This window comes from Cellulophaga algicola DSM 14237 (assembly GCF_000186265.1).
GTDB classification, from domain to species: domain Bacteria; phylum Bacteroidota; class Bacteroidia; order Flavobacteriales; family Flavobacteriaceae; genus Cellulophaga; species Cellulophaga algicola.
This window is the reverse complement of sequence record NC_014934.1, coordinates 2,210,463-2,230,641: the sequence shown is the minus strand read 5'-3', so window position 1 is coordinate 2,230,641 and position 20,179 is coordinate 2,210,463. Positions and strand designations below refer to the sequence as shown.

The 20,179-nt window shown below is 33.8% G+C and carries 19 protein-coding genes; 10 read left to right on the top strand and 9 right to left on the bottom strand.

The genetic code is table 11. The annotated features are described in order from the left end of the window. Positions 1-125: 125 nt before the first annotated feature. Positions 126-1,028: a universal stress protein gene (locus CELAL_RS09665; protein WP_013550725.1), complete on the bottom strand. Its 903-nt coding sequence runs from the start codon at positions 1,026-1,028 to the stop codon at positions 126-128. A gap of 98 nt (positions 1,029-1,126) precedes the next feature. Beyond that, complete coding sequence (locus CELAL_RS09660) at positions 1,127-1,825, bottom strand: Crp/Fnr family transcriptional regulator (RefSeq protein WP_041558060.1); 699 nt, start codon at positions 1,823-1,825, stop codon at positions 1,127-1,129. Between the two features lie 120 nt (positions 1,826-1,945). Between CELAL_RS09660 and CELAL_RS09655 the strand changes: the two genes are divergently transcribed. The 9 genes from CELAL_RS09655 to CELAL_RS09615 all read left to right on the top strand — a co-directional run bounded on the left by CELAL_RS09655 (position 1,946) and on the right by CELAL_RS09615 (position 11,316). Further along, complete coding sequence (locus CELAL_RS09655) at positions 1,946-4,342, top strand: heavy metal translocating P-type ATPase (protein ID WP_013550723.1); 2,397 nt, start codon at positions 1,946-1,948, stop codon at positions 4,340-4,342. Between the two features lie 73 nt (positions 4,343-4,415). Further along, positions 4,416-4,619, top strand: a complete 204-nt coding sequence (gene ccoS, locus CELAL_RS09650; protein WP_013550722.1) for a cbb3-type cytochrome oxidase assembly protein CcoS — start codon at positions 4,416-4,418, stop codon at positions 4,617-4,619. A 2-nt stretch (positions 4,620-4,621) separates the two neighbouring features. Next, positions 4,622-6,820, top strand: coding sequence for a cytochrome-c oxidase, cbb3-type subunit I (gene ccoN, locus CELAL_RS09645; RefSeq protein ID WP_013550721.1), 2,199 nt, complete (start codon positions 4,622-4,624; stop codon positions 6,818-6,820). 74 nt (positions 6,821-6,894) lie between these two features. Beyond that, positions 6,895-7,071, top strand: coding sequence for a hypothetical protein (locus CELAL_RS09640; RefSeq protein WP_013550720.1), 177 nt, complete (start codon positions 6,895-6,897; stop codon positions 7,069-7,071). A gap of 11 nt (positions 7,072-7,082) precedes the next feature. Then, positions 7,083-8,027, top strand: a complete 945-nt coding sequence (locus CELAL_RS09635; RefSeq protein WP_013550719.1) for a cbb3-type cytochrome c oxidase N-terminal domain-containing protein — start codon at positions 7,083-7,085, stop codon at positions 8,025-8,027. A gap of 32 nt (positions 8,028-8,059) precedes the next feature. Then, positions 8,060-9,478: a cytochrome c oxidase accessory protein CcoG gene (ccoG, locus tag CELAL_RS09630; protein WP_013550718.1), complete on the top strand. Its 1,419-nt coding sequence runs from the start codon at positions 8,060-8,062 to the stop codon at positions 9,476-9,478. A 268-nt stretch (positions 9,479-9,746) separates the two neighbouring features. Continuing rightward, positions 9,747-10,193: a FixH family protein gene (locus CELAL_RS09625; protein WP_013550717.1), complete on the top strand. Its 447-nt coding sequence runs from the start codon at positions 9,747-9,749 to the stop codon at positions 10,191-10,193. Continuing rightward, positions 10,194-10,898, top strand: a complete 705-nt coding sequence (locus CELAL_RS09620) for a sulfite exporter TauE/SafE family protein (RefSeq protein ID WP_013550716.1) — start codon at positions 10,194-10,196, stop codon at positions 10,896-10,898. It begins immediately after the preceding gene. A 28-nt stretch (positions 10,899-10,926) separates the two neighbouring features. After that, entirely contained in the window at positions 10,927-11,316 is a 390-nt protein-coding gene (locus tag CELAL_RS09615) for a group III truncated hemoglobin (protein ID WP_013550715.1), read from the top strand. Positions 11,317-11,370: 54 nt separating this feature from the next. Here CELAL_RS09615 and CELAL_RS09610 read toward each other — a convergent pair whose 3' ends face one another. After that, positions 11,371-12,195, bottom strand: a complete 825-nt coding sequence (locus tag CELAL_RS09610; RefSeq protein ID WP_013550714.1) for a universal stress protein — start codon at positions 12,193-12,195, stop codon at positions 11,371-11,373. 23 nt (positions 12,196-12,218) lie between these two features. Further along, positions 12,219-13,580, bottom strand: a complete 1,362-nt coding sequence (gene hemN, locus CELAL_RS09605; protein ID WP_013550713.1) for an oxygen-independent coproporphyrinogen III oxidase — start codon at positions 13,578-13,580, stop codon at positions 12,219-12,221. 273 nt (positions 13,581-13,853) lie between these two features. On the opposite strand from hemN, the gene CELAL_RS09600 reads away from it, so the two are divergent. Next, positions 13,854-14,441, top strand: a complete 588-nt coding sequence (locus CELAL_RS09600) for a precorrin-2 dehydrogenase/sirohydrochlorin ferrochelatase family protein (protein ID WP_013550712.1) — start codon at positions 13,854-13,856, stop codon at positions 14,439-14,441. Between the two features lie 12 nt (positions 14,442-14,453). On the opposite strand, the gene CELAL_RS09595 is transcribed toward CELAL_RS09600, so the two are convergent. Genes CELAL_RS09595 through CELAL_RS21470 form a run of 5 tightly spaced genes read right to left on the bottom strand, consistent with a single transcriptional unit; the run spans position 14,454 to position 20,038 of the window. Further along, entirely contained in the window at positions 14,454-14,681 is a 228-nt protein-coding gene (locus CELAL_RS09595) for a DUF6500 family protein (RefSeq protein ID WP_013550711.1), read from the bottom strand. Between the two features lie 34 nt (positions 14,682-14,715). Next, positions 14,716-15,111: a response regulator gene (locus CELAL_RS09590; RefSeq protein WP_013550710.1), complete on the bottom strand. Its 396-nt coding sequence runs from the start codon at positions 15,109-15,111 to the stop codon at positions 14,716-14,718. Beyond that, the gene (locus tag CELAL_RS09585; protein WP_013550709.1) at positions 15,086-16,132 is read right to left on the bottom strand and encodes a response regulator; all 1,047 of its coding nucleotides are present in this window, start codon (positions 16,130-16,132) and stop codon (positions 15,086-15,088) included. Before CELAL_RS09585 ends, CELAL_RS09590 begins: the two co-directional genes overlap by 26 nt. A gap of 9 nt (positions 16,133-16,141) precedes the next feature. Further along, complete coding sequence (locus CELAL_RS09580) at positions 16,142-16,564, bottom strand: response regulator (RefSeq protein WP_013550708.1); 423 nt, start codon at positions 16,562-16,564, stop codon at positions 16,142-16,144. A 12-nt stretch (positions 16,565-16,576) separates the two neighbouring features. Next, positions 16,577-20,038, bottom strand: coding sequence for a PAS domain-containing protein (locus CELAL_RS21470; RefSeq protein ID WP_013550707.1), 3,462 nt, complete (start codon positions 20,036-20,038; stop codon positions 16,577-16,579). Positions 20,039-20,179: the final 141 nt, after the last annotated feature.

Below are 20,179 nucleotides of genomic sequence, written 5' to 3'. Positions count from 1 at the left end.
GATTCCTATTTGTTTGATGCGTTAATTGAGTTCCTGTAACATAATTTTATGACGACACTAAAAAACCTTTTTTTTTGCATTAAGGCTCATTTCCTTTTTAGGATGTTCTTTAACTAAAAAACAGATTATGTTAAAGAAAAATCGTTTTTTTTACTTTGTTGTTTATGCCTAGATGGGGCACTCATCCCTAATTCTGGAATAACTAAAAGCGGAATTTGTGCATGAAAAGCTAATTGTTTCACTACAGATTCTCTTGTTAATTTCTCCATATAACTATGTTGATAATTCAACATTGCTAGTAGATGAATATCTAGTTCATTAGCAAATATTTCTAAGGTTTTTGATACTGAGTTTACTTCTGATACGGTATGTACATAATGCGCTACTTCATGAAAGTATTTACGCAGCATATTTAGGTTAAATTGCTGTAACTCTGTAAGCGCTTTTATCTCATGTTGCACATGTACGATTCTTAATACAGAATTGAATGTTTTAGCAAGACTTATGATGGGTTCTAATTCTGACTGTGAGTAGAATCTATTAAAATCTGTTGCAAAAGCAATCTCCGTTGGCGTTTCAAATTCAAAATATTCAGGAATAGCCAATACAGGACAATTTCTAACAGTTTTAATTACTTTTACCGCACTACTTCCCATAAATACTTCTGACACCCTAGAAGTACCTTTAGTACCAAGAATAACAACATCCATATCATATTCGTCTACCATCTGTTTAACTTGGTCGGTTAACAAACTAAACGAGGAAACCGTTACAAACTTATGTAACGAATTTGTGTAATTCGTATGGATTTTATTTAAAACAACAGTTAACCCTTCCTTAGAATAACTTTCTGCAAGAAAACTTTCTCCTTGTAAAGTACTTGCCATAAACCGACTATTAGAAATAGCTGGTGTATACGTATTCAACAAATAAAAAGTACAAGCTTCCTCTTTATACAACTCAATAGCATACGTTATAGCATTCCACGCATTGCTGGAAAAATCTGTAGGAAGAAGAATATTTTTCATTTGATTGGTTTTAATCTTGAGGTAAAAATAGAAGAAGAAGAAAAGTAAAACTATGATAATTATCAGGTTAATTTCCTAAGCAATTGAGCAGGAACTATTTACTTATTCATTAAATCTAAGAGTGCTATTTCATCAATAATCGCAATTTTCTTGCCCGCTGTTTTAATGAACTTCTCCTTTTTAAATTCTGATATGATTCTGATGCAAGACTCCGTAGCTGTTCCTACAATATTTGCAATTTCTTCGCGAGAAAGTGATACGTTGAGGAAACCTTCATTATCTACTCCAAAACTATTTTTCATGTATAAAAAAGCTTCTGCTACACGTTGTTTTACAGATTTATGAGACATGTTGATAATAACGTCATCGGCTTCTTTTAAATCATGCGCCATATGCCGAAGTACCTCTACCGCAAAATTAGGATTTGTATGTAAGGTATTCATAATTCCTTCTTTTGGAATAAAACACACCTGAGTAGTACTTACTGCCGTAGCACTTAAATTGGCAGACTCTTCTGATATGACAGAACGTTGTCCAAGGAGGTGTCCTTTGGTTGCTAATTTTACAATTTGATCTTTTCCGTTTGAACTAAGCTTCGATAATTTAGCAACACCATCACGAATACAAAAAACTCCGTTTAGCTTTTCGCCCTCTTTAAAAATAGATTCTCCTTTTTTAACAATCTTAGTGCTTTTAGAATCAGAAACTCGTTTCAATTCTTCTTTACTCATTGCTCTTAAGGCATTAAACTTCCTAATAGCACATTGTTCACACCGTACTTCTATTTCCTCAACCATAATTATAAAATTACCTGATGCTACAAAATTAGCGCTAAACAAGATTTTTAAACATGACAAAAGTCATATATTTAATACCCCTTATAATTCATCTTTGCATTGGGTATAAAGCAAATGATTATGAGTACAAATGATTGCTATCACTGTGGTGATGATTGCACTGCAACGCCACTGTTTTTTGACGAAAAAACATTTTGCTGTAATGGGTGCAAAACTGTTTATGAAATTTTCTCTAGTAATGATCTATCCTATTATTATGACTTACAGTCTGCTGCCGGTAGTACGCCAAAAGTAATTGAAGGAAAATATGATTTTCTAGATACAGAGAGTATTGTAGAAAGACTCGCCGAATTTACCGATAATCACCTTCAAATTGTAAACTTATACATCCCGAATATTCATTGTAGTTCGTGTATTTGGATCCTAGAAAATTTAAACAAACTAAACCCTAACATTAGCAGTTCTCAAGTAGATTTTCCTAAAAAAATGCTTCGGATTACCTATTCCACAGAAAAGTCGTCCTTAAAAGCTATTGTTTTACTCTTAGCACATATTGGATATGAACCTTATATTTCCTTAGATGATTATGACAATAAAAAGAAATCTATAGACCGGAGTTTACTTTACAAGCTAGGCATTGCAGGTTTTGCCTTTGGAAACGTTATGTTTTTATCCTTTCCAGAATATTTTGATTTATCGAGTAATAAAACTAACGGCGGCGATTTTTGGTTGAACCAATATGAAGGCCTTTTTAGATGGCTGATGTTTAGCTTTTCGTTACCTGTAGTATTTTATGCTGGAAGAGATTATTTTATCTCTGCTTATAAAGGCTTACGTTCTAAATTATTAAATATTGACGTTCCCATTGCTCTGGGTATTTTGGTGCTATTTATACGCAGTACCCTAGAAATTATTTTTGATTGGGGACCTGGATTTTTTGATAGCTTAACAGGCCTCGTTTTCTTCTTACTTCTGGGTAAATTTTTTCAGCAAAAAACCTATTCTTTTCTTTCTTTTGAACGCGATTATAAATCTTATTTTCCCATTGCGGTCACTAAAATTTTGCCTAATGGTACAGAAGAAACTACCCAGATCCATACCATTAAAAAAGGAGATCGCTTGCTGCTTAGAAATGAAGAACTAATTCCGGTAGATGGTATTCTCATTACTGGAAATGGTAAGATTGACTATAGTTTTGTTACTGGTGAATCTGAACCTGTCTATAAGAATTCTGGAGATAAGATTTTTGCAGGCGGAAAACAATTACATGGCGCTATTGAAATGGAAGCCTTAAAAACTGTTTCACAAAGTTACCTTACACAATTATGGAGTAATGCTGTTTTTCAAGAAGACAAAACCAGTAAATTTCAAACCATTACAGATAGCATTGGAAAGCGCTTTACCATTTTTGTGCTAAGCATTGCATTTACCGCTACTGCTTTTTGGTTATTTTATGATAGCAGCAAAGCGCTAAATGTATTTACGGCTGTGCTTATAATTGCCTGCCCATGCGCTATTGCTCTAGCATCACCTTTTACCCTAGGAAACATGCTACGCATTTTTGGCCGAAATAAATTTTACTTAAAGGATACGCAAACTATTGAACAGTTAGCACAAATTGATACGGCTATTTTTGATAAAACAGGAACCATTACAACTGCGAAAAAAAGCACGGCAACCTATGAAGGCCTAGAACTTACGGAAGAAGAAGAATCCTTATTAAAAAATACCTTAAGAGCATCTAACCATCCTTTGAGCCGTAGTTTATATGACCTGCTTTCTGCTCAAAATATCGTTACTCTGGACGAATTTGAGGAACATGTAGGTAAAGGAATTTTTGGTGCAAGCAATAATAGTGAAATAAAGGTGGGCTCCGCTAGTTTTGTAGGTAAAGAGAACCAAAATAAAATAGAACATACCGCTGTACATATCAGCAGCAATTCAGCCTACAAGGGCTGCTATATTTTTAAAAATCAATATAGAGCAGGTATTTCAGAACTCTTTAAAGCCATGAGTGAAACCATACAAGTGGCTATCCTTTCTGGTGATAATGAAGGAGAGAAAAAGCGATTGGAAGCCTTACTTCCTAAATTAACGCCATTATACTTTAATCAAAAACCCGAACATAAATTACAATTCATAAAATCATTACAAGAGCAGGGTAAAAAAGTAATGATGGTAGGCGATGGTCTAAATGATGCTGGTGCCTTAGCACAAAGTAATGTAGGTATTGCGATCTCTGAAAATGTAACGATATTTTCTCCTGCTTGTGATGGTATTTTAGATGCCACAAAATTTGAAGAATTATACAGCTATATACTCGCTTCTAAAAAAGCGATGAAAATTATAAAATGGAGTTTTGTACTCTCATTAGCCTACAATGCCGTAGGACTTTATTTTGCGATTACAGGACAATTAGAACCCGTCATTGCGGCCATATTAATGCCCTTAAGTTCTATTAGCATCGTAGCCTTTACAACAATTGCCACCAATATTTTAGGCAAAAAATTAAAATAAAGTCAATAACCTGACAAAAGTCATATTTTAGATTTTGTCATCCCCGTAGTTTTGCATAAGAATTCAGGTAGGTATGAGTGTTATTTATATTTTATTAGCAATTAGTATCAGTATTGCTGTTGTCTTTTTTATCGCTTTTATCGTTTCGGTAAAAAGCGGTCAGTATGACGATTCCTATACGCCATCAGTACGTATGCTTTTTGAAGATGAGTTAGTTAAAAAGACTCCTAAAGAAACCGAAGAATCAATCCAACTAAATAAAAGTTTAAACAATTAATTATGGAATTACAGCAGTTTTATTACGACAATAAAGTCGTTAAAAAATTCCTCTACGCAACCATGTTCTGGGGAATTGTAGGTATGTCAGTAGGGCTACTCTTGGCGCTCATGTTTCTATTTCCAAATTTAACGGATGGTATTTCATGGTTAAGTTTTGGCCGTTTAAGACCACTACACACCAATGCCGTAATTTTTGCTTTCGTAGGAAACGCCATTTTTGCGGGGGTTTACTACTCTACGCAACGATTGCTGAAAGCGCGTATGTATAGTGATTTTTTGAGTAATTTTAATTTCTGGGGGTGGCAACTAATTATTGTCGCTGCAGCCATAACATTACCTTTAGGGTATAGCTCATCAAAAGAATACGCAGAATTAGAATGGCCTATAGATATTGCTATTGCTGTAGTTTGGGTTGCTTTTGGAGCTAACCTCATCGGAACCATGATTAAAAGAAGACAACGTCACTTGTATGTTGCTATCTGGTTTTATTTAGCAACCTTTGTAACGGTTGCCGTACTTCATATTTTTAATAGTTTAGCCTTACCCGTAAGTGCATTTAAAAGTTACTCTGTTTATGCAGGTGTACAAGATGCTTTGGTACAATGGTGGTACGGACACAATGCCGTAGCGTTTTTCTTGACAACACCGTTTTTAGGATTGATGTATTATTTTGTTCCTAAAGCTGCGAACAGACCTATATATTCTTATAAACTTTCTATAGTTCACTTTTGGTCTTTAATATTTATATATATCTGGGCAGGACCACACCATTTATTATATACCGCATTGCCAGAATGGGCACAAAATTTAGGAGTAGCCTTTTCTATTATGTTATTAGCACCATCTTGGGGTGGTATGATCAACGGTCTATTAACTTTAAGAGGAGCTTGGGATAAAGTTAGAACAGATCCTACCCTTAAATTTATGGTGGTTGCAATTACCGGTTACGGTATGGCTACTTTTGAAGGACCACTACTTTCTCTAAAAAATGTAAATGCTATTGCTCACTTTAGTGATTGGATTATTGCCCACGTGCATGTTGGTGCATTAGCTTGGAATGGGTTCTTAACATTTGGTATGATCTATTGGATGGTTCCTAAAATGTTCAAAACAAAATTAGCCTCTATTAGTTTAGCTAATTTTCACTTTTGGATAGGTACACTAGGTATTATTCTTTACACCTTACCAATGTATGTAGCTGGTTTTACACAAGCTTTAATGTGGAAAGAATTTAATCCAGACGGCACATTAGTATACGGTAATTTCCTAGAAACGGTAACAGAGATAATGCCCATGTATTGGATGCGTGCTATTGGTGGTACCATGTATATTATTGGTGCATGTGTTATGATTTACAACGTGGTGCTTACCATAAAAGCAGGTACTAAAGTTGAGGATGAATTAGCCGAAGCTCCTGCATTAACTAAAGTTTCTAAGAAAAGAACATCTGGCGAAGGTTTCCACACTTGGTTAGAACGTAAGCCTATACAATTAACCATTTTAGCAACAGTAGCTATCTTAATTGGAGGGGCTGTACAAATTATTCCGACCATTTTAGTAAAATCTAACATACCAACAATAACAAGTGTAAAACCATATACGCCTCTAGAATTAGAGGGTCGCGATTTATACATTAGAGAAGGTTGTGTTGGGTGTCACTCACAAATGGTAAGACCCTTTAGAAGTGAGGTAGAACGTTATGGCGAATATGCTAAAGCAGGAGAGTTTGTCTATGATCATCCATTCTTATGGGGGAGTAAACGTACGGGTCCAGATTTATTACGTGTAGGTGGCAAGTACTCAGATAACTGGCACTTAAACCATATGTATGATCCACAAAGCACCTCATCAGGTTCTATTATGCCATCCTATTCTTGGTTAATAAGAGATAAACATGACCGAAGTAATATTCAAGGTAAAATGGAAACTATGGTCACCCTAGGGGTTCCTTATACCGAAGATGAAATTGCGAATGCCGAAAAGAATATGGACGAGCAAGCAAGCAAAATAGAACAGAATTTATATGCTGATCCTGACTTTGCAAAAACGTATGAAGCGGATAAGAAATATGCAAAAGAAAACGGAGCGGATTTCACTGAAATGAAAGATCGTGAAATTGTTGCTATGATCGCCTATTTACAACGCTTAGGTACCGATATTAAAATAAAAGAAACAGGAGAATTAATTCCGGAAAAATAACTAAAAAACTGAATATGAAGAGGTCGTTTACGCTAATAAACACCTCTTAATATTCTTCTAAATCACAAGAAATCATGTTTAAATTTGTAAAAGGTTACATGGAAACTATTGATGGTGTAGCTATCTATCCTATCATATCCTTATTGATTTTCTTTATCTTTTTTGTAGTGCTTTTTGCGTGGGTTTTTACCGCCTCAAAGGAATACATAAGTGAAGTTAGTGAATTACCAATTGAAAATGACAACCAATAAAATTACGTATTATGAAAAATAAATCACTTTGGTGGATAAGAGTCCCAGTGCTATTCTTCCTCATCTTCGGGTTAATGGAATATTTTATTGATTCTGGAAAACAACCCGCAATTATAGCCTACCCTATTACGCAGTTTTTTATGGCAATGGTGCTAATTATTCTAATTGCGATAGAGCTCATTTTAAGTGCTATTGAAAACGTTATGTTTCAAACCTTATCAGAAGAAGCAAAAGAGCGTTACTTAGTTACGAAAACTGAGAAATGGGAATGGCAATGGGGTAAAAAAGTCTATAAGAAAATGTTAGGTTCTAAACCAATGGAAGCAGAAAGCGAAATTGTTCTAGATCATAATTATGACGGAATTAGAGAACTAGATAACAAATTACCACCATGGTGGGTGTATATGTTCTATGCAAGTATTGTTTTCGCAATTATTTATATGCTTCGTTTTCACGTTTTTAATGATTATAACCAAATCACAGAATATGAACAGGAAGTAGCTGAAGCAAATATGGCAATTGAAGAATACAAAAAAACGGCTAAAGATCTTGTAGACGAGAGTACCGTAGTATTATTAGCAGATGCTGGAGATCTTAGTGCTGGTAAGAAAATATTTGAATCTAACTGTGTTGCTTGCCATATGGCAGATGGTGGTGGTGGTATTGGCCCCAATCTAACAGATCAGTACTGGATTCTAGGGGGTGGTATTAAAAATGTTTTCCACACCATATCTGAAGGTGGTAGAGATGGTAAAGGAATGATTGCTTGGAAGCAAACGCTGAAACCAGCCGAAATTGCACAGGTAGCCAGTTATGTTTTACAAGAAATAAATGGGAAAACGCCTGCTAACCCAAAAGCTCCCGATGGAGATATTTGGGTAGACCCAAATGCAGCTGCTCCTGCTACAGAAATTCAAGAGCAAGTTACTGATTCAACCAGCGTAGTAATGAATTAATTTATTGGTTAAAACAGTTTAAATACTAAAAAATGGCTCAAGACACTGAAAATTTTAGAGATTCAATAGGTACTATTAACGAAGACGGTAAAAGAGCTTGGATTTTTCCTAAAAAACCAAGCGGTAAATTTTATCAGTATCGTAAATATGTAAGTTATATCCTTTTGATATTTCTAGTTGCTGCTCCATTTGTGAAAATAAATGGAAATCAGTTTTTAATGTTTAACGTTCTGGAAAGACGCTTTAATATTTTCGGATTTCCGTTCTGGCCACAAGATTTTCATCTCTTCGTTGTTTCAATGATTATTGGTGTCATCTTTATTGCTTTGTTCACTGTTGCTTTTGGTCGTATTTTCTGCGGATGGATGTGTCCTCAAACCATTTTTTTAGAAATGGTTTTCCGTAGAATTGAATTTTGGATTGATGGAGATCGTGGAGCACAAATAAAATTAGAACGCCAAGAATGGAATGCTGACAAAATAAAAAAACGGGTGTTAAAATGGATCATCTTTTTTATTATTTCATTCTTAATCGCTAATGTATTCTTAGCTTATTTAATTGGTAGCGACCGCTTAATAGAATATGTTACTGATGGTCCTAGCCAACACATAAGTACCATGATTTCTTTATTGATATTCACGGCTGTGTTTTATTTTATTTTTGCTTGGTTTAGAGAGCAAGTATGTATCATTGCTTGTCCTTATGGTAGAATGCAAGGTGTTTTATTAGACAACAAATCTATTGTTGTAGCCTACGACCATAAAAGAGGTGAAAGTGAAAATGGACGTAAAAAATGGCGTAAAAATGAAGATCGAGAAGCCTTAGGAAATGGCGATTGTATTGATTGTTTTCAATGTGTAAATGTGTGCCCAACAGGAATTGATATTAGAAATGGTACGCAGTTAGAATGTGTAAACTGTACCGCTTGTATTGACGAGTGTGATTCCATAATGGAAAAAGTAGACCTACCAAAAGGATTAATACGGTATGCCAGTGAAGATGAAATTGTTAAAAAAGAAAAATTTAAATTTACCCCTAGACTAAAAGGATATTCCGCAATCCTTGTAATCCTTACTGGAGTTTTAATCGGGATGTTATTTTTAAGAAACGATTTAGAAGCCAATATTTTTAGATTACCAGGGCAACTCTATGAACATAAAGAAGGAAATATCATTAGTAATGTGTATACCTATAAGTTACTAAACAAAACCAATGAAGATATTAATGATGTGCATTTTGAATTGCTATCTCATAAAGGTACTATTAAATTAGTGCGTCATGAAGATTTTGCCGTTTATGCACAGAAATTAGCGGAAGGAACCTTGTTTATAGAGATTAATAATAGTGCCGTAAAAACCGATAAAGAAAAATTAAAAATTGGCGTGTATAGCGGTGATGAATTAATTGAAACAACAACGACTGCTTTCTTAGCTCCTAGGAGTTATAAGTAAGGGGTTGATGGTTGATGGTTGATGGTTGATGGTTGATGGTTGATGGTTGATGGTTGATGGTTGATGGTTGATGGTTGATGGTTGATGGTTGATGGTTGATGGTTGATGGTTGATGGTTGATGGTTGATGGTAATTTCAAAAAATCGACCTTAAAAAACAAGAATTAAAAAATAAATTACAAGTTCTTTTATGGCCTGCAACAAAACATAAATAGCCTCAAGAACTAATACTAAAAACTAAGTAGTACGTAACGCAAATAAAAAATATCATGAAAATAAATTGGGGAACAGGTATCGTAATTGCTTTTGCTTGCTTTATAAGCTTTATTCTTTTTTTTGTAATTCGCATGAATATAGATCATAAAGCTGGTCATGATTTAGTGACGGAAGAATATTACCAAGCAGAACTTGGCTTTCAAAAAGAAATTGATGCTGAAAACAATGCGAACGATGATGCTAAAAATATTGAAGTTAAAAAAACACCAGAAGGCTTAGTCATTACCTTTCCTAAAAATATAGATAATAAAGCCGTTAAAGGCATAGTGTCCCTATACAGACCTTCTAATAAACACCTGGATTTTGACTTTCCAATAAGTCTATCCGACTCACATTTGCTCGTACCTGACAAACGTTTGTTAGAAGGTCGCTGGGACATTAAAATTTCTTGGAAATACCAAGACAAAGCATACCTACATAAAGAAAAAATAACCTATTAAATGTTTATATCAGCAATCATATTAGGCCTTATGGGTAGTTTTCACTGCGTAGGCATGTGCGGACCCATTGCTTTTATGCTCCCTGTTGATAGAACAAGCAACATTAAAAAATTCTCACAAATATTCATCTATCACCTTGGGCGGCTATTAGCGTATGGAACTTTAGGATTAGTTTTTGGCTTACTAGGCAAAGGCTTATTTGTCTTTGGAATGCAACAAAAACTATCTATTGCTATTGGTGTACTCATGATTATTGTAGTACTATTGCCTCACAAATTCATTAGTACATACAATTTCTCTAAGCCTATGTATAAGCTTATCGGAAAGGTGAAAAGTAGGTTAGGTAAAGAGCTACAGAAAAAAACAGCTGATACATTTATCACTATTGGTTTTCTCAATGGTTTTCTTCCTTGTGGCTTAGTTTATATGGGTCTTTTTGGGGCCATTGCCATGGGAAGTCCTTTAAAAGGGGCACTATACATGGTATTGTTTGGGGCTGGCACTATCCCTTTGATGACTACGGCCATCTATTTTAGTAGTCTTTTAAAAGGGGCTGCAAAGCAAAAAGTACAAAAATTAATTCCTGTTTTTGTGGTTCTAATAGGCGCTTTATTCATTTTAAGAGGATTAGGGCTCGGTATTCCTTACGTATCACCAAAGCCAGTAACCGAGGTAGTATCTTCCAATCTTGAATGCCACAATTAAACACCATCTTACTTAAAGAATAAAAATAATGCTACAGAAAGAAATAGAAAATAGAGCTGATGTTAGCGTATTGGTCCGAAGCTTTTACGCAAAAGTACGAGTAGACAAAGTACTTGGCCCCATATTTAATGGCATTATTACCGACTGGGAAACCCATCTAGAGCTATTAACAGATTTCTGGGAGACACAGTTGTTTCTAAAACGCAAGTACCACGGTAATCCGATAAAGGCACATAATGAGGTTGACAAAAAAATGAACTATGGAGTTACTCCTGAACATTTTGGTTTATGGCTTAATCTATGGTTTGAAACTATTGACGAATTATTTACAGGAGACACGGCTTTCATTGCCAAAAATAGAGCTAGACAAATGAATACCATGCTTTATATGAAAATGTTTGAGAATAGACCTAAATAAAAAGGAGCACTACTTAAAGTGCTCCTTTTAGAATTGACAAACAAATCAACTGTATTAAATTTTAAACGTTACCACTGGTATTGTTGAGTGGTTTGCTACATCTTCTCCTATGCTTCCCATAAAGAAGTGAGCTATTCCTTTTCTACCGTGAGTGGGAATCCCTATTAAATCTACTCCTTGAGTTTCTGCATAATTAATCACGCCCATTTCAACAGTGTAATCATTATATATTTTTACGTCTATAGTTTCTTTACCAATAACTGCTGAAAATTTCTCTATTTTAACTGTGATATCTTCTGTACTCAAGAAATTATCTCCTGGAGTATTGATATATACAATATGAAGGTCTACAGAAAACTGATCTGCGATATACTTAGCACGTTGATATGCATTTACATTTTCTTCCTTTAAATCGCATGCGAAAACCATAGTTTTAGGTGTAAACTCATCTAACCTATGCTTAATTACTAGAACTGGTATGTCTGAATTACGAACAACTTTCTCCGTATTAGAACCTACAAAAATTTCCATTACTCCATCCGTACCATGAGAGCCCATAACAATCATGTCTGCATTGTTTGCCTCAGCAACTTCATTTACCTCACTAAAAACTTTAAAATGTTTAATAATTGGTTTTACTTCAACACCTTTCAAAAAAGGTTTGTTTAAAAATTCTGCAAAACGTTTTTCTGCCATTTTTATTAAAAAAACAGTTTGTTCTGGATGTGCACCTTCTGTAGATGTAATATATGCTTGATTTAATTCTAGCATATGCAGCGCAAAAATTTTAGAGTTGTGCTTTTTTGCTAATGAAGCCGCAACTTTTAAAGCATTCTCCGATTGTATCGAAAAATCTATTGGTACAATAATGTTTTTCATAGTTTATAATTAAGAGGTTAAATTTATATGGTCATAGAAAACAACCTAGTTTCAGGTGCTTTCCGTTGTAAATGCATATCAAAAGCCATACAGATATTCCTAATAAATGGCCTTCCCTTTTCTAATACCTTAATCTTATAAGAATCAATCTGAAGCAAATCATCAGCTTGCATCTCCATTAATTTATCAAAAGAAGAATTTAAATCTAAAAGCCCAATTTCTTCTGTAGTAAATTCGGTTTCGAATCTGCACATTAAATTTAGAATATGTTTTCTAATTATAGAGTCTTCATCCGTTAAAATATGACCTCTATAAATAGGAATGATAGCATTCCCGACAAGATGCTCATATTCTTCTAAGCCTTTAACATTTTGAGCAAAACTATACCAGCTATCACTAATACTAGAAGCTCCCAAACCTATCATTAATTGTGTTTTAGAACTCGTATATCCCATAAAATTCCGGTGTAATGCTCCATTTTCCATCGCTTTAAACAACGTGTCAGTTTTTAACGCAAAATGATCCATTCCTATTTCTTCATACCCCACTTGGGCCAATAGTTTTTTTCCCGATTCATACTGCATACGTTTTTCTTCTGCCGTAGGCAAATCATGATCATTATAACCTCGCTGACCATTCCCTTTTAACCACGGCACATGGGCATAGCTGTAGAATGCCAAACGATCTGGCATTAACTCTTTTGTTTTTAAAATGGTTTGTTCTACATCTGCAATGGTTTGGTGCGGAAGACCAAAAATAATGTCATGACCTATAGAAGTATACCCTATATCGCGAGCTGCATCTGTAACATTCTTTACGTTTATAAAAGGTTGCTCTCTATGGATAGCCTTTTGTACTTTTTCATTATAATCCTGAACACCAAAACTTACTCGTCTAAAGCCTACATTATATAAAGCTTGCAAATGTTCTCTTGTGGTATTATTAGGATGACCTTCAAAACTAAATTCATAATTAGCGGCTTTATCTGCTATTTTAAAAATTCCTTTAATCAAGTATTCTAAATTCTCCGCAGAAAAAAAAGTTGGCGTACCGCCTCCTAAGTGAAGTTCTTTTATCTTAGGTTTTTCAGAAAACAAATTGCAATACAATTGCCATTCCTTAAGCACCGTTTGTAAGTAAGGCACTTCTACTTCATGACGCTTAGTAATACGTTTATGACACCCACAAAAAGTACACATACTTTCGCAAAAAGGCAAATGAATATACAAGCTAATCCCCTCAGAGCTGTTACTCTCTTCAAAACTTTGAATTAAAGTGGATTGCCATTTTTTTCCTGAAAATTCATAAATATCCCAATATGGAACCGTTGGGTAACTTGTATATCTAGGACCTGGAACGTTATATTTTTGAACTAATGTGCACATTGGTATTGTATTTAATACAAACCTACTGTTGTATTAAAAGAAAAAATATGATAATTGTCAGGTTAAACTTTATAGTATTACCTAGTTTTAAAGACCCCAGCTCATTTTCAGTACTTAAAAGCTCACAGCAGTAAAAATTAGAACGCAAATAAAATAATTATCAACAATTGCAATATTGATGTTATAGAATTCAATCTGGTCGCTACAAAATAAATTTAAGCTTTACCTTTACCAGAACATTATCCTTAACCACTTTACAAACAGTAGACCATCATGGAACGCAACAACCTATATCCCATTTTTTTAAAAGTCTCTAATTTAGAGATCCTTATTGTAGGTGGAGGAAATGTAGCCTTAGAAAAACTCACTTTTTTATTAAAGTCTAGTCCTGATGCGAATGTAGAAATGGTTTCTCCTATGTTTAGAGAAGAAACTATAGCCTTAGCAGAGAAGTTTGCAATTAAAATGAATGTTACCCCGTATGATAAGAGCTTCCTAGAAAACAAGCATATGGTGGTAGCTACGACGGATAATATTCCAGTAAACGAGCAAGTGTACCACGATTGTAGAGCACAAAACATACTTGTTAATGTTGCTGATAACCCACCCTTTTGCGATTTTTATATGGGAGGTATCGTCACCAAGGGTAATGTAAAAGTTGCCATCTCTACCAACGGAAAATCGCCAACCACAGCAAAGCGATTACGTCAATTTTTTGAGGATGTTATTCCTGATAATATTGATGACTTAGTTAAAAACTTGAATGAATTTAGGAAAACTATAAAAGGAGATTTTGAAGAGAAAGTAGAAACTTTAAATGAGTTTACAAAAGGTCTCGTAAACAAAAAGGATGCAAAATAAAATGATCCACGCTTAGCCTAAAGAATCTATTTCTTGCGCCAATGCTTTAATTTTCAAGGCTTTTTCAAAATGATCTAATTTATGCTCCATGATCCACCATTGAGCGACCTCTAGTAAAAGTTTTGGATTGTCGTTTTTATTTGCAAAAAAGGCGTAAAAAGAAAGTCCGACATTTGAACCCTTTTTTTCAATCTTATCATCACAAACTGCTATTATTTTTTTCTTTATTGCTTCGGTCATTCTAAACTAATTTTTGAGTCTACTTTTAATACTATTAAAAGTAGGATGATAAATCTGTATTTGATTTAATTTGACTTACGCATGATTCGGTTAAAGGTTTTTCTAGAAACTTAACTACCTGCGGGTATCCATTAGCTTTTTCACGATCAGAAGAATCAATTGATGACGTAAGAATGACAACTTTAATTGCTGGTTTAATACAATTTTCACTCAATGCTTCTAGAAGCTCCCACCCATTCATTACAGGCATATTTATATCTAGAAAAATTAAGAATAAGATGTCTTCATCTTTCTTTTCAAGAATATAATCTAATGCTAAAGCGCCATTTTCGAACATTAGTTGTTCTGGAAAGTTACACTTAGTTAGTATGTTGTTATGTAGATACTGTCCTATAGGATCATCATCAACGAGTAATATCTCCAAAATCATAACTAGTATTATTAATTTCTATTTTAGAAGCTTTATCAGAGATATCTCTAATAATTTCATCTAATTCATCTGCAGAATTTAGCAGCTCTTTGTAAATAAAACTTTTATCCTCATCCGCCAGCTTAGTGTCTCGCTCCAAAATCTTAATTAACCCCATTAATCTAGCTAATGGCGCTCTAACCACATGAGACTGTACCCATGCAATTTCTTTTAACTTATCATTTTGGTCTATAATCGCTTTTATATAATTTACACGATCTGTAACATCATTCGCTAGAATAATACGAACTGTTTTGCCAATTCGCGAGATAAGATTACTCGTGATTTCAACTTCTATTACAGTTCCATCCTTTTTCTGGTGTCTAAAAAAACCTTTTATCTTACCTTCTTTATCTCCTGGATTATCATTTAAAATCTTCATGAGATTAGAAACTTCTTCCTTTGGCCTAATATCTTTAATCGTCATTTTTAAAAACTCCTCATAAGAATAGCCATAATGATCTGTTGCAGCATCGTTCACATCTAAAAACAGTAACGTATCTAAATCATAAATCCACATAGGTTGCGGACTTAAATGAAATAAATCTATATACCTTTTTTCTGATTGTTCTAACTGCAGCAGGTATTTACCCCGCTCAATATTATATCGCACACTTTTATAAAGAGTCAGCGCTGTAAGCTCATCTTTAATTAAATAATCTGATACCCCTAAGTGTAATGAATCTATACTAAATTGGATATCTGAATATCCTGTAAGCACTACAATGGGCCTCTTTTTTCCTATTTTAACTATTTCATGAATTAGCGCTATCCCATTTTTATCTGGCAATGATAAATCTAAAAATATAATGTCTAATTTTTGAGTATCATCTAGCAAAACCTCAGCTGCCTCTTTAAAACTGGTAGCGGAGATAATGTTAGGATTTAAAATCTGGTCTCTTAAATATTCTTGAAAAATATAAAGATCCCCAGGGTTATCCTCAATAATTAGTATGGAGTATGTAAATTTATCTTTAATCATGAAAAACTATTAAGGCAATTTTACAATATTGATCCAAAAATTTTCTATTTGCGAAACTGCAGACATAAAATCTGTTGGCTCTACTGGCTTAGTAATGTAACAGTTTACATAATGTGAATACGCCTTTTTAATATCTAATGCTGAAGATGATGTCGTCAACATTATAATAGGAATATGCTTATAGGTACTATCTGATTTTAAAATTTGAAGTACTTCATGTCCATTTTTCTTAGGAAGATTTACATCTAATAAAATCAGGTCTGGTGTTTTTTCATTTACAAAATTTCCTTTTTTGAAAACAAAATTTATGGCCTCTTCCCCGTCGTTAACTACTTTTAAGGTGTTGGTTATTTTACAACTCTCTAGTGCTTCCGTAGTTAATAAAACGTCGCCTTCATTATCTTCTACTAACAATATGGTAATACTTTTCATATAGAGGTTTGGTTAATTTTCTTCTTTACTAATAGTAAAATAAAATGTTGTCCCAGTGCCTTTTTCACTCTCCAACCAAATTTTACCTTTTAAGTTTTCAATAATTTTTTTTACTAATGCCAAACCAATACCAGTACCATTGTATTGGTTCCTACCATGTAAACGCTGAAATATAACGAATATTTTATCAAAATACTCAGAATCTATCCCTATTCCGTTATCTGATACGGAAAATTTATGATGGCTAGCTAACTCCTCATAAGTAACTTCAACAACAGGTTTAGCACCTTCTTTTTGGTATTTTAAAGCATTTCCTATTAGATTTTGAAAAAGTTGCTGTACAAGTAAACTATAACTATTAATTGTAGGAAGCGTAGGAATAATTATGGTAGCTTCTTTTTCTAGGGTTTCTTGCTGAAAAATTTGAGAGACCTCTTCTAGCAGCACATTTAAATCTACTGGTATCAATTCTTCTTCAGATTTCCCTACTCTTGAGAAATCTAATAGATCTAAAATTATTTGACGCATTCTTTTCGCACCATCTACCGCAAAATGAATGTATTTCTGCCCTTCCTCTTCAATAACATGATTGTATTTTTTCTCGAGCAATATTAAAAAGCTAGAGATCATACGTAAAGGCTCTTGTAGGTCATGAGATACTACATACGCAAATTGTTCTAACTCTTCATTATACCGTAGAAGCTCTACGGCTTGGTTTTCTAAATGGTTGTTTAATTTTTGCAGTGAAGCTTCATAGTCTTTTTGATCTGTAATATCTTGTACTGCACCAACAATACGAATAACTTCTCCACGATCATTCTTCATTACACTACCTCTATCTATAACAAAAGCATAATCGCCATTACTTTTTAAATAGCGGTATTCACAATTAAAATATTCTTGCGTTTTTAATTCTATTAATCCAGTTATTAATTCTAAAATCTTAGGCTTATCTTCTGGATGAATACGGCCTATCCAAATTTCTGGATTGCTATTCTCCTCACTTTTAGAATAACCAAATAATTCAAAATAGCCCGCTCCATGAAAAACCACATTATTTTTTAAATCCCAATCCCAAATACCATCATTAGTAGCTTCCGCTACTTTTTCAAAACGTTCATTGGCTCTTTTAATATCTTCAATGGCTTGTAACTTTTCAGTAACATCTTGTATAGCACCAACCATTCTCAAGGCATTACCACTGCTATTTCTTACAATAAAAGCTTTATCTATTATAGATAAATACTTATTATCTTTATTCCCAAAACGATATTCTTCATACCAGTTATCGTCACCACTTTCAATACATAAATTAAAACTTTCTAAAACACGTTTATGATCCTCCGGGTGTATCTTAGATTTCCAATAATCGAGGCTATTATTTATCATATCAAAAGAAGAATAACCAAAGAGTTTCTTGTAATTTTCTCCTCGAAAAATTTCTCCTGTAACAAAATCTAAATCCCAAATAGCATCAGAAGTTGCCTTGGTTACCAAATCATACCGCTGAATGGTATCTTCAAGATCCAATTTTGCTTTCTTACTATCTGTAACATCTTGCATAGCACCTACCATTCTCAATGCCATACCTTTCTCATCCCTTACAATAAAAGCCTTATCTGAAACATCACTATATTCTTTATTAGAATTTAGAAACTTATAATCTTCCTGCCAATTTATCGCCCCCAGTTTTACAGAAGAGTCAAAACTTTGTACTACTCTTTTGCGGTCATCTGGGTGTATCTTAGATTCCCAAAAAGCTAAATCGTCCTTTGAATTTCCAATAGTTGGATACCCAAACATTTTTTTATAATTCTCTCCCAAATAAATTTCACCCTTTACAAAGTCTAAATCCCAAATAGCATCAGACGTTGCTTCTGTCACTAAATGATACCGATTTAAAGTATCCTCTAAGCTTAAAGAAATTAATTTAGTAGCTGTAATATCCTGAATTGTCCCTTCATAAAAAATAGGTGTACCTAGAGTATCCTTAATATAATGTCCTTTTTGTCGTATCCAAATAATAGATCCATCTGGTTTTTTTACTCTATTTTCTAATATATATTCCTCCCCTGTAGCAATAGAATTTTTTCTTTTTCCTTCTAATAAAGGAATATCTTCCTCAAACAATAAAGTTTTTAAAGACTCAAAAGATTCCAGTATGGAATCTTTACCTAAGCCCAAAATATCATATACCTTGTCTGACCAATAAGAAGTTCCTTTAATTAAGTCAAATTCCCAATATCCAAGTCCAGCAATTTCTTGGGCCTGATTTAATTTTTTATTTAAGACTTTAAGCTCCTCTTTTTTAGCTACTTGATCCGTAATATCTATAATTACCGTATCAATACTAACACTTCCATTTTTATTTTTGACAGGTATACCTTGGCCTTTATGCCAACGGATACTACCGTCAGGATGTTGAATTCTCCATTCGCCCTCCCATTTTTCCAGAGTTGCAATAGAATTATCCAAAATAGCTTTCATACGTGCTTTCTCTTCTTCCAGCAGTAAATTCCAAACTGAATCAAAATCAGCATACACTTCTTGAGTTGTTAAACCCCATAATTTCTCGGTTCCTTTGGTTATATGAACAATTTCTTGAGTCCCATCTGAGAAAAATATATGTCGGAAAGCTACACAACTAATATTATCAATAATTGAGTTAAGTTGAAACTCCATTGTTTTAAGGTCATGGATATCTAACATAGTACCCGCAACAATCTCTGGAGCGCCATTAGCACTCCACTTGGTAACTTGCCCAGTAATTGTCGTCCAACTCCAATATCCTTTTTTATGGCGTACGCGCAAATCATGTGAATACGCGTCTATTTCTTTATTTTTAATTTGACTTAGGAAGGAAATAGATTCTTGAACGTAATCTTTATAGATGATTTTTAGAAATGTCTTAAAGCTAAAATCCTTAAAATCGTTCTTACCGTACCCTAAAATAGTCATGGCTACGTCATTTAGTTTAAACTCAGAAGTATTCACATTTAGCTCCCAGAGGCCTACTTTACTCTTCTTTAAACAACTTTCATAGAAGATATGATCCGTAACTATTAAAGATTGCAATTGGTTTTCTGGAATTAACTTCTGTTCAATTTGCCGCGCTAAAGCCTTTAGCGCAGTTAGTTGCGATTCTTTAATTTCTACATTCGTCTCATTCCACAAACTCAACACTCCGAAAGAATTTTGGTCTTTTGTTTTTAGTGAAATTCCCAAATAGAAATCGAAAACATTCGCAGTATCTGCTATTCTTAAATTTGATTTTAAAAGGACTTCATCTGTAGTATTTAATAGGATATTATAATAGAAGGAAGTATCAAAACCTGCTTTACCATGGTTTGATTTTACATAAATAATTTTACCATCAGTAAGAGTAATTACCGCAGCAGAACAGTTTGACAGCGACGCTGCAATTAGTGCAAAATCTAGCAATTCTGTATCAGGATTCTGAAAATTAAAGCTCACGGTTACTGATTTTAATTTAAAATAAAAATAGCACGTATTTTTAACCGTATTAAAGTTTTAAAAATGGCGCACGTATTTCGTTATCATACCAATAAGATCGTGCGACAATCGCACTAAAGAATACTCTTACAAAGTAAATTT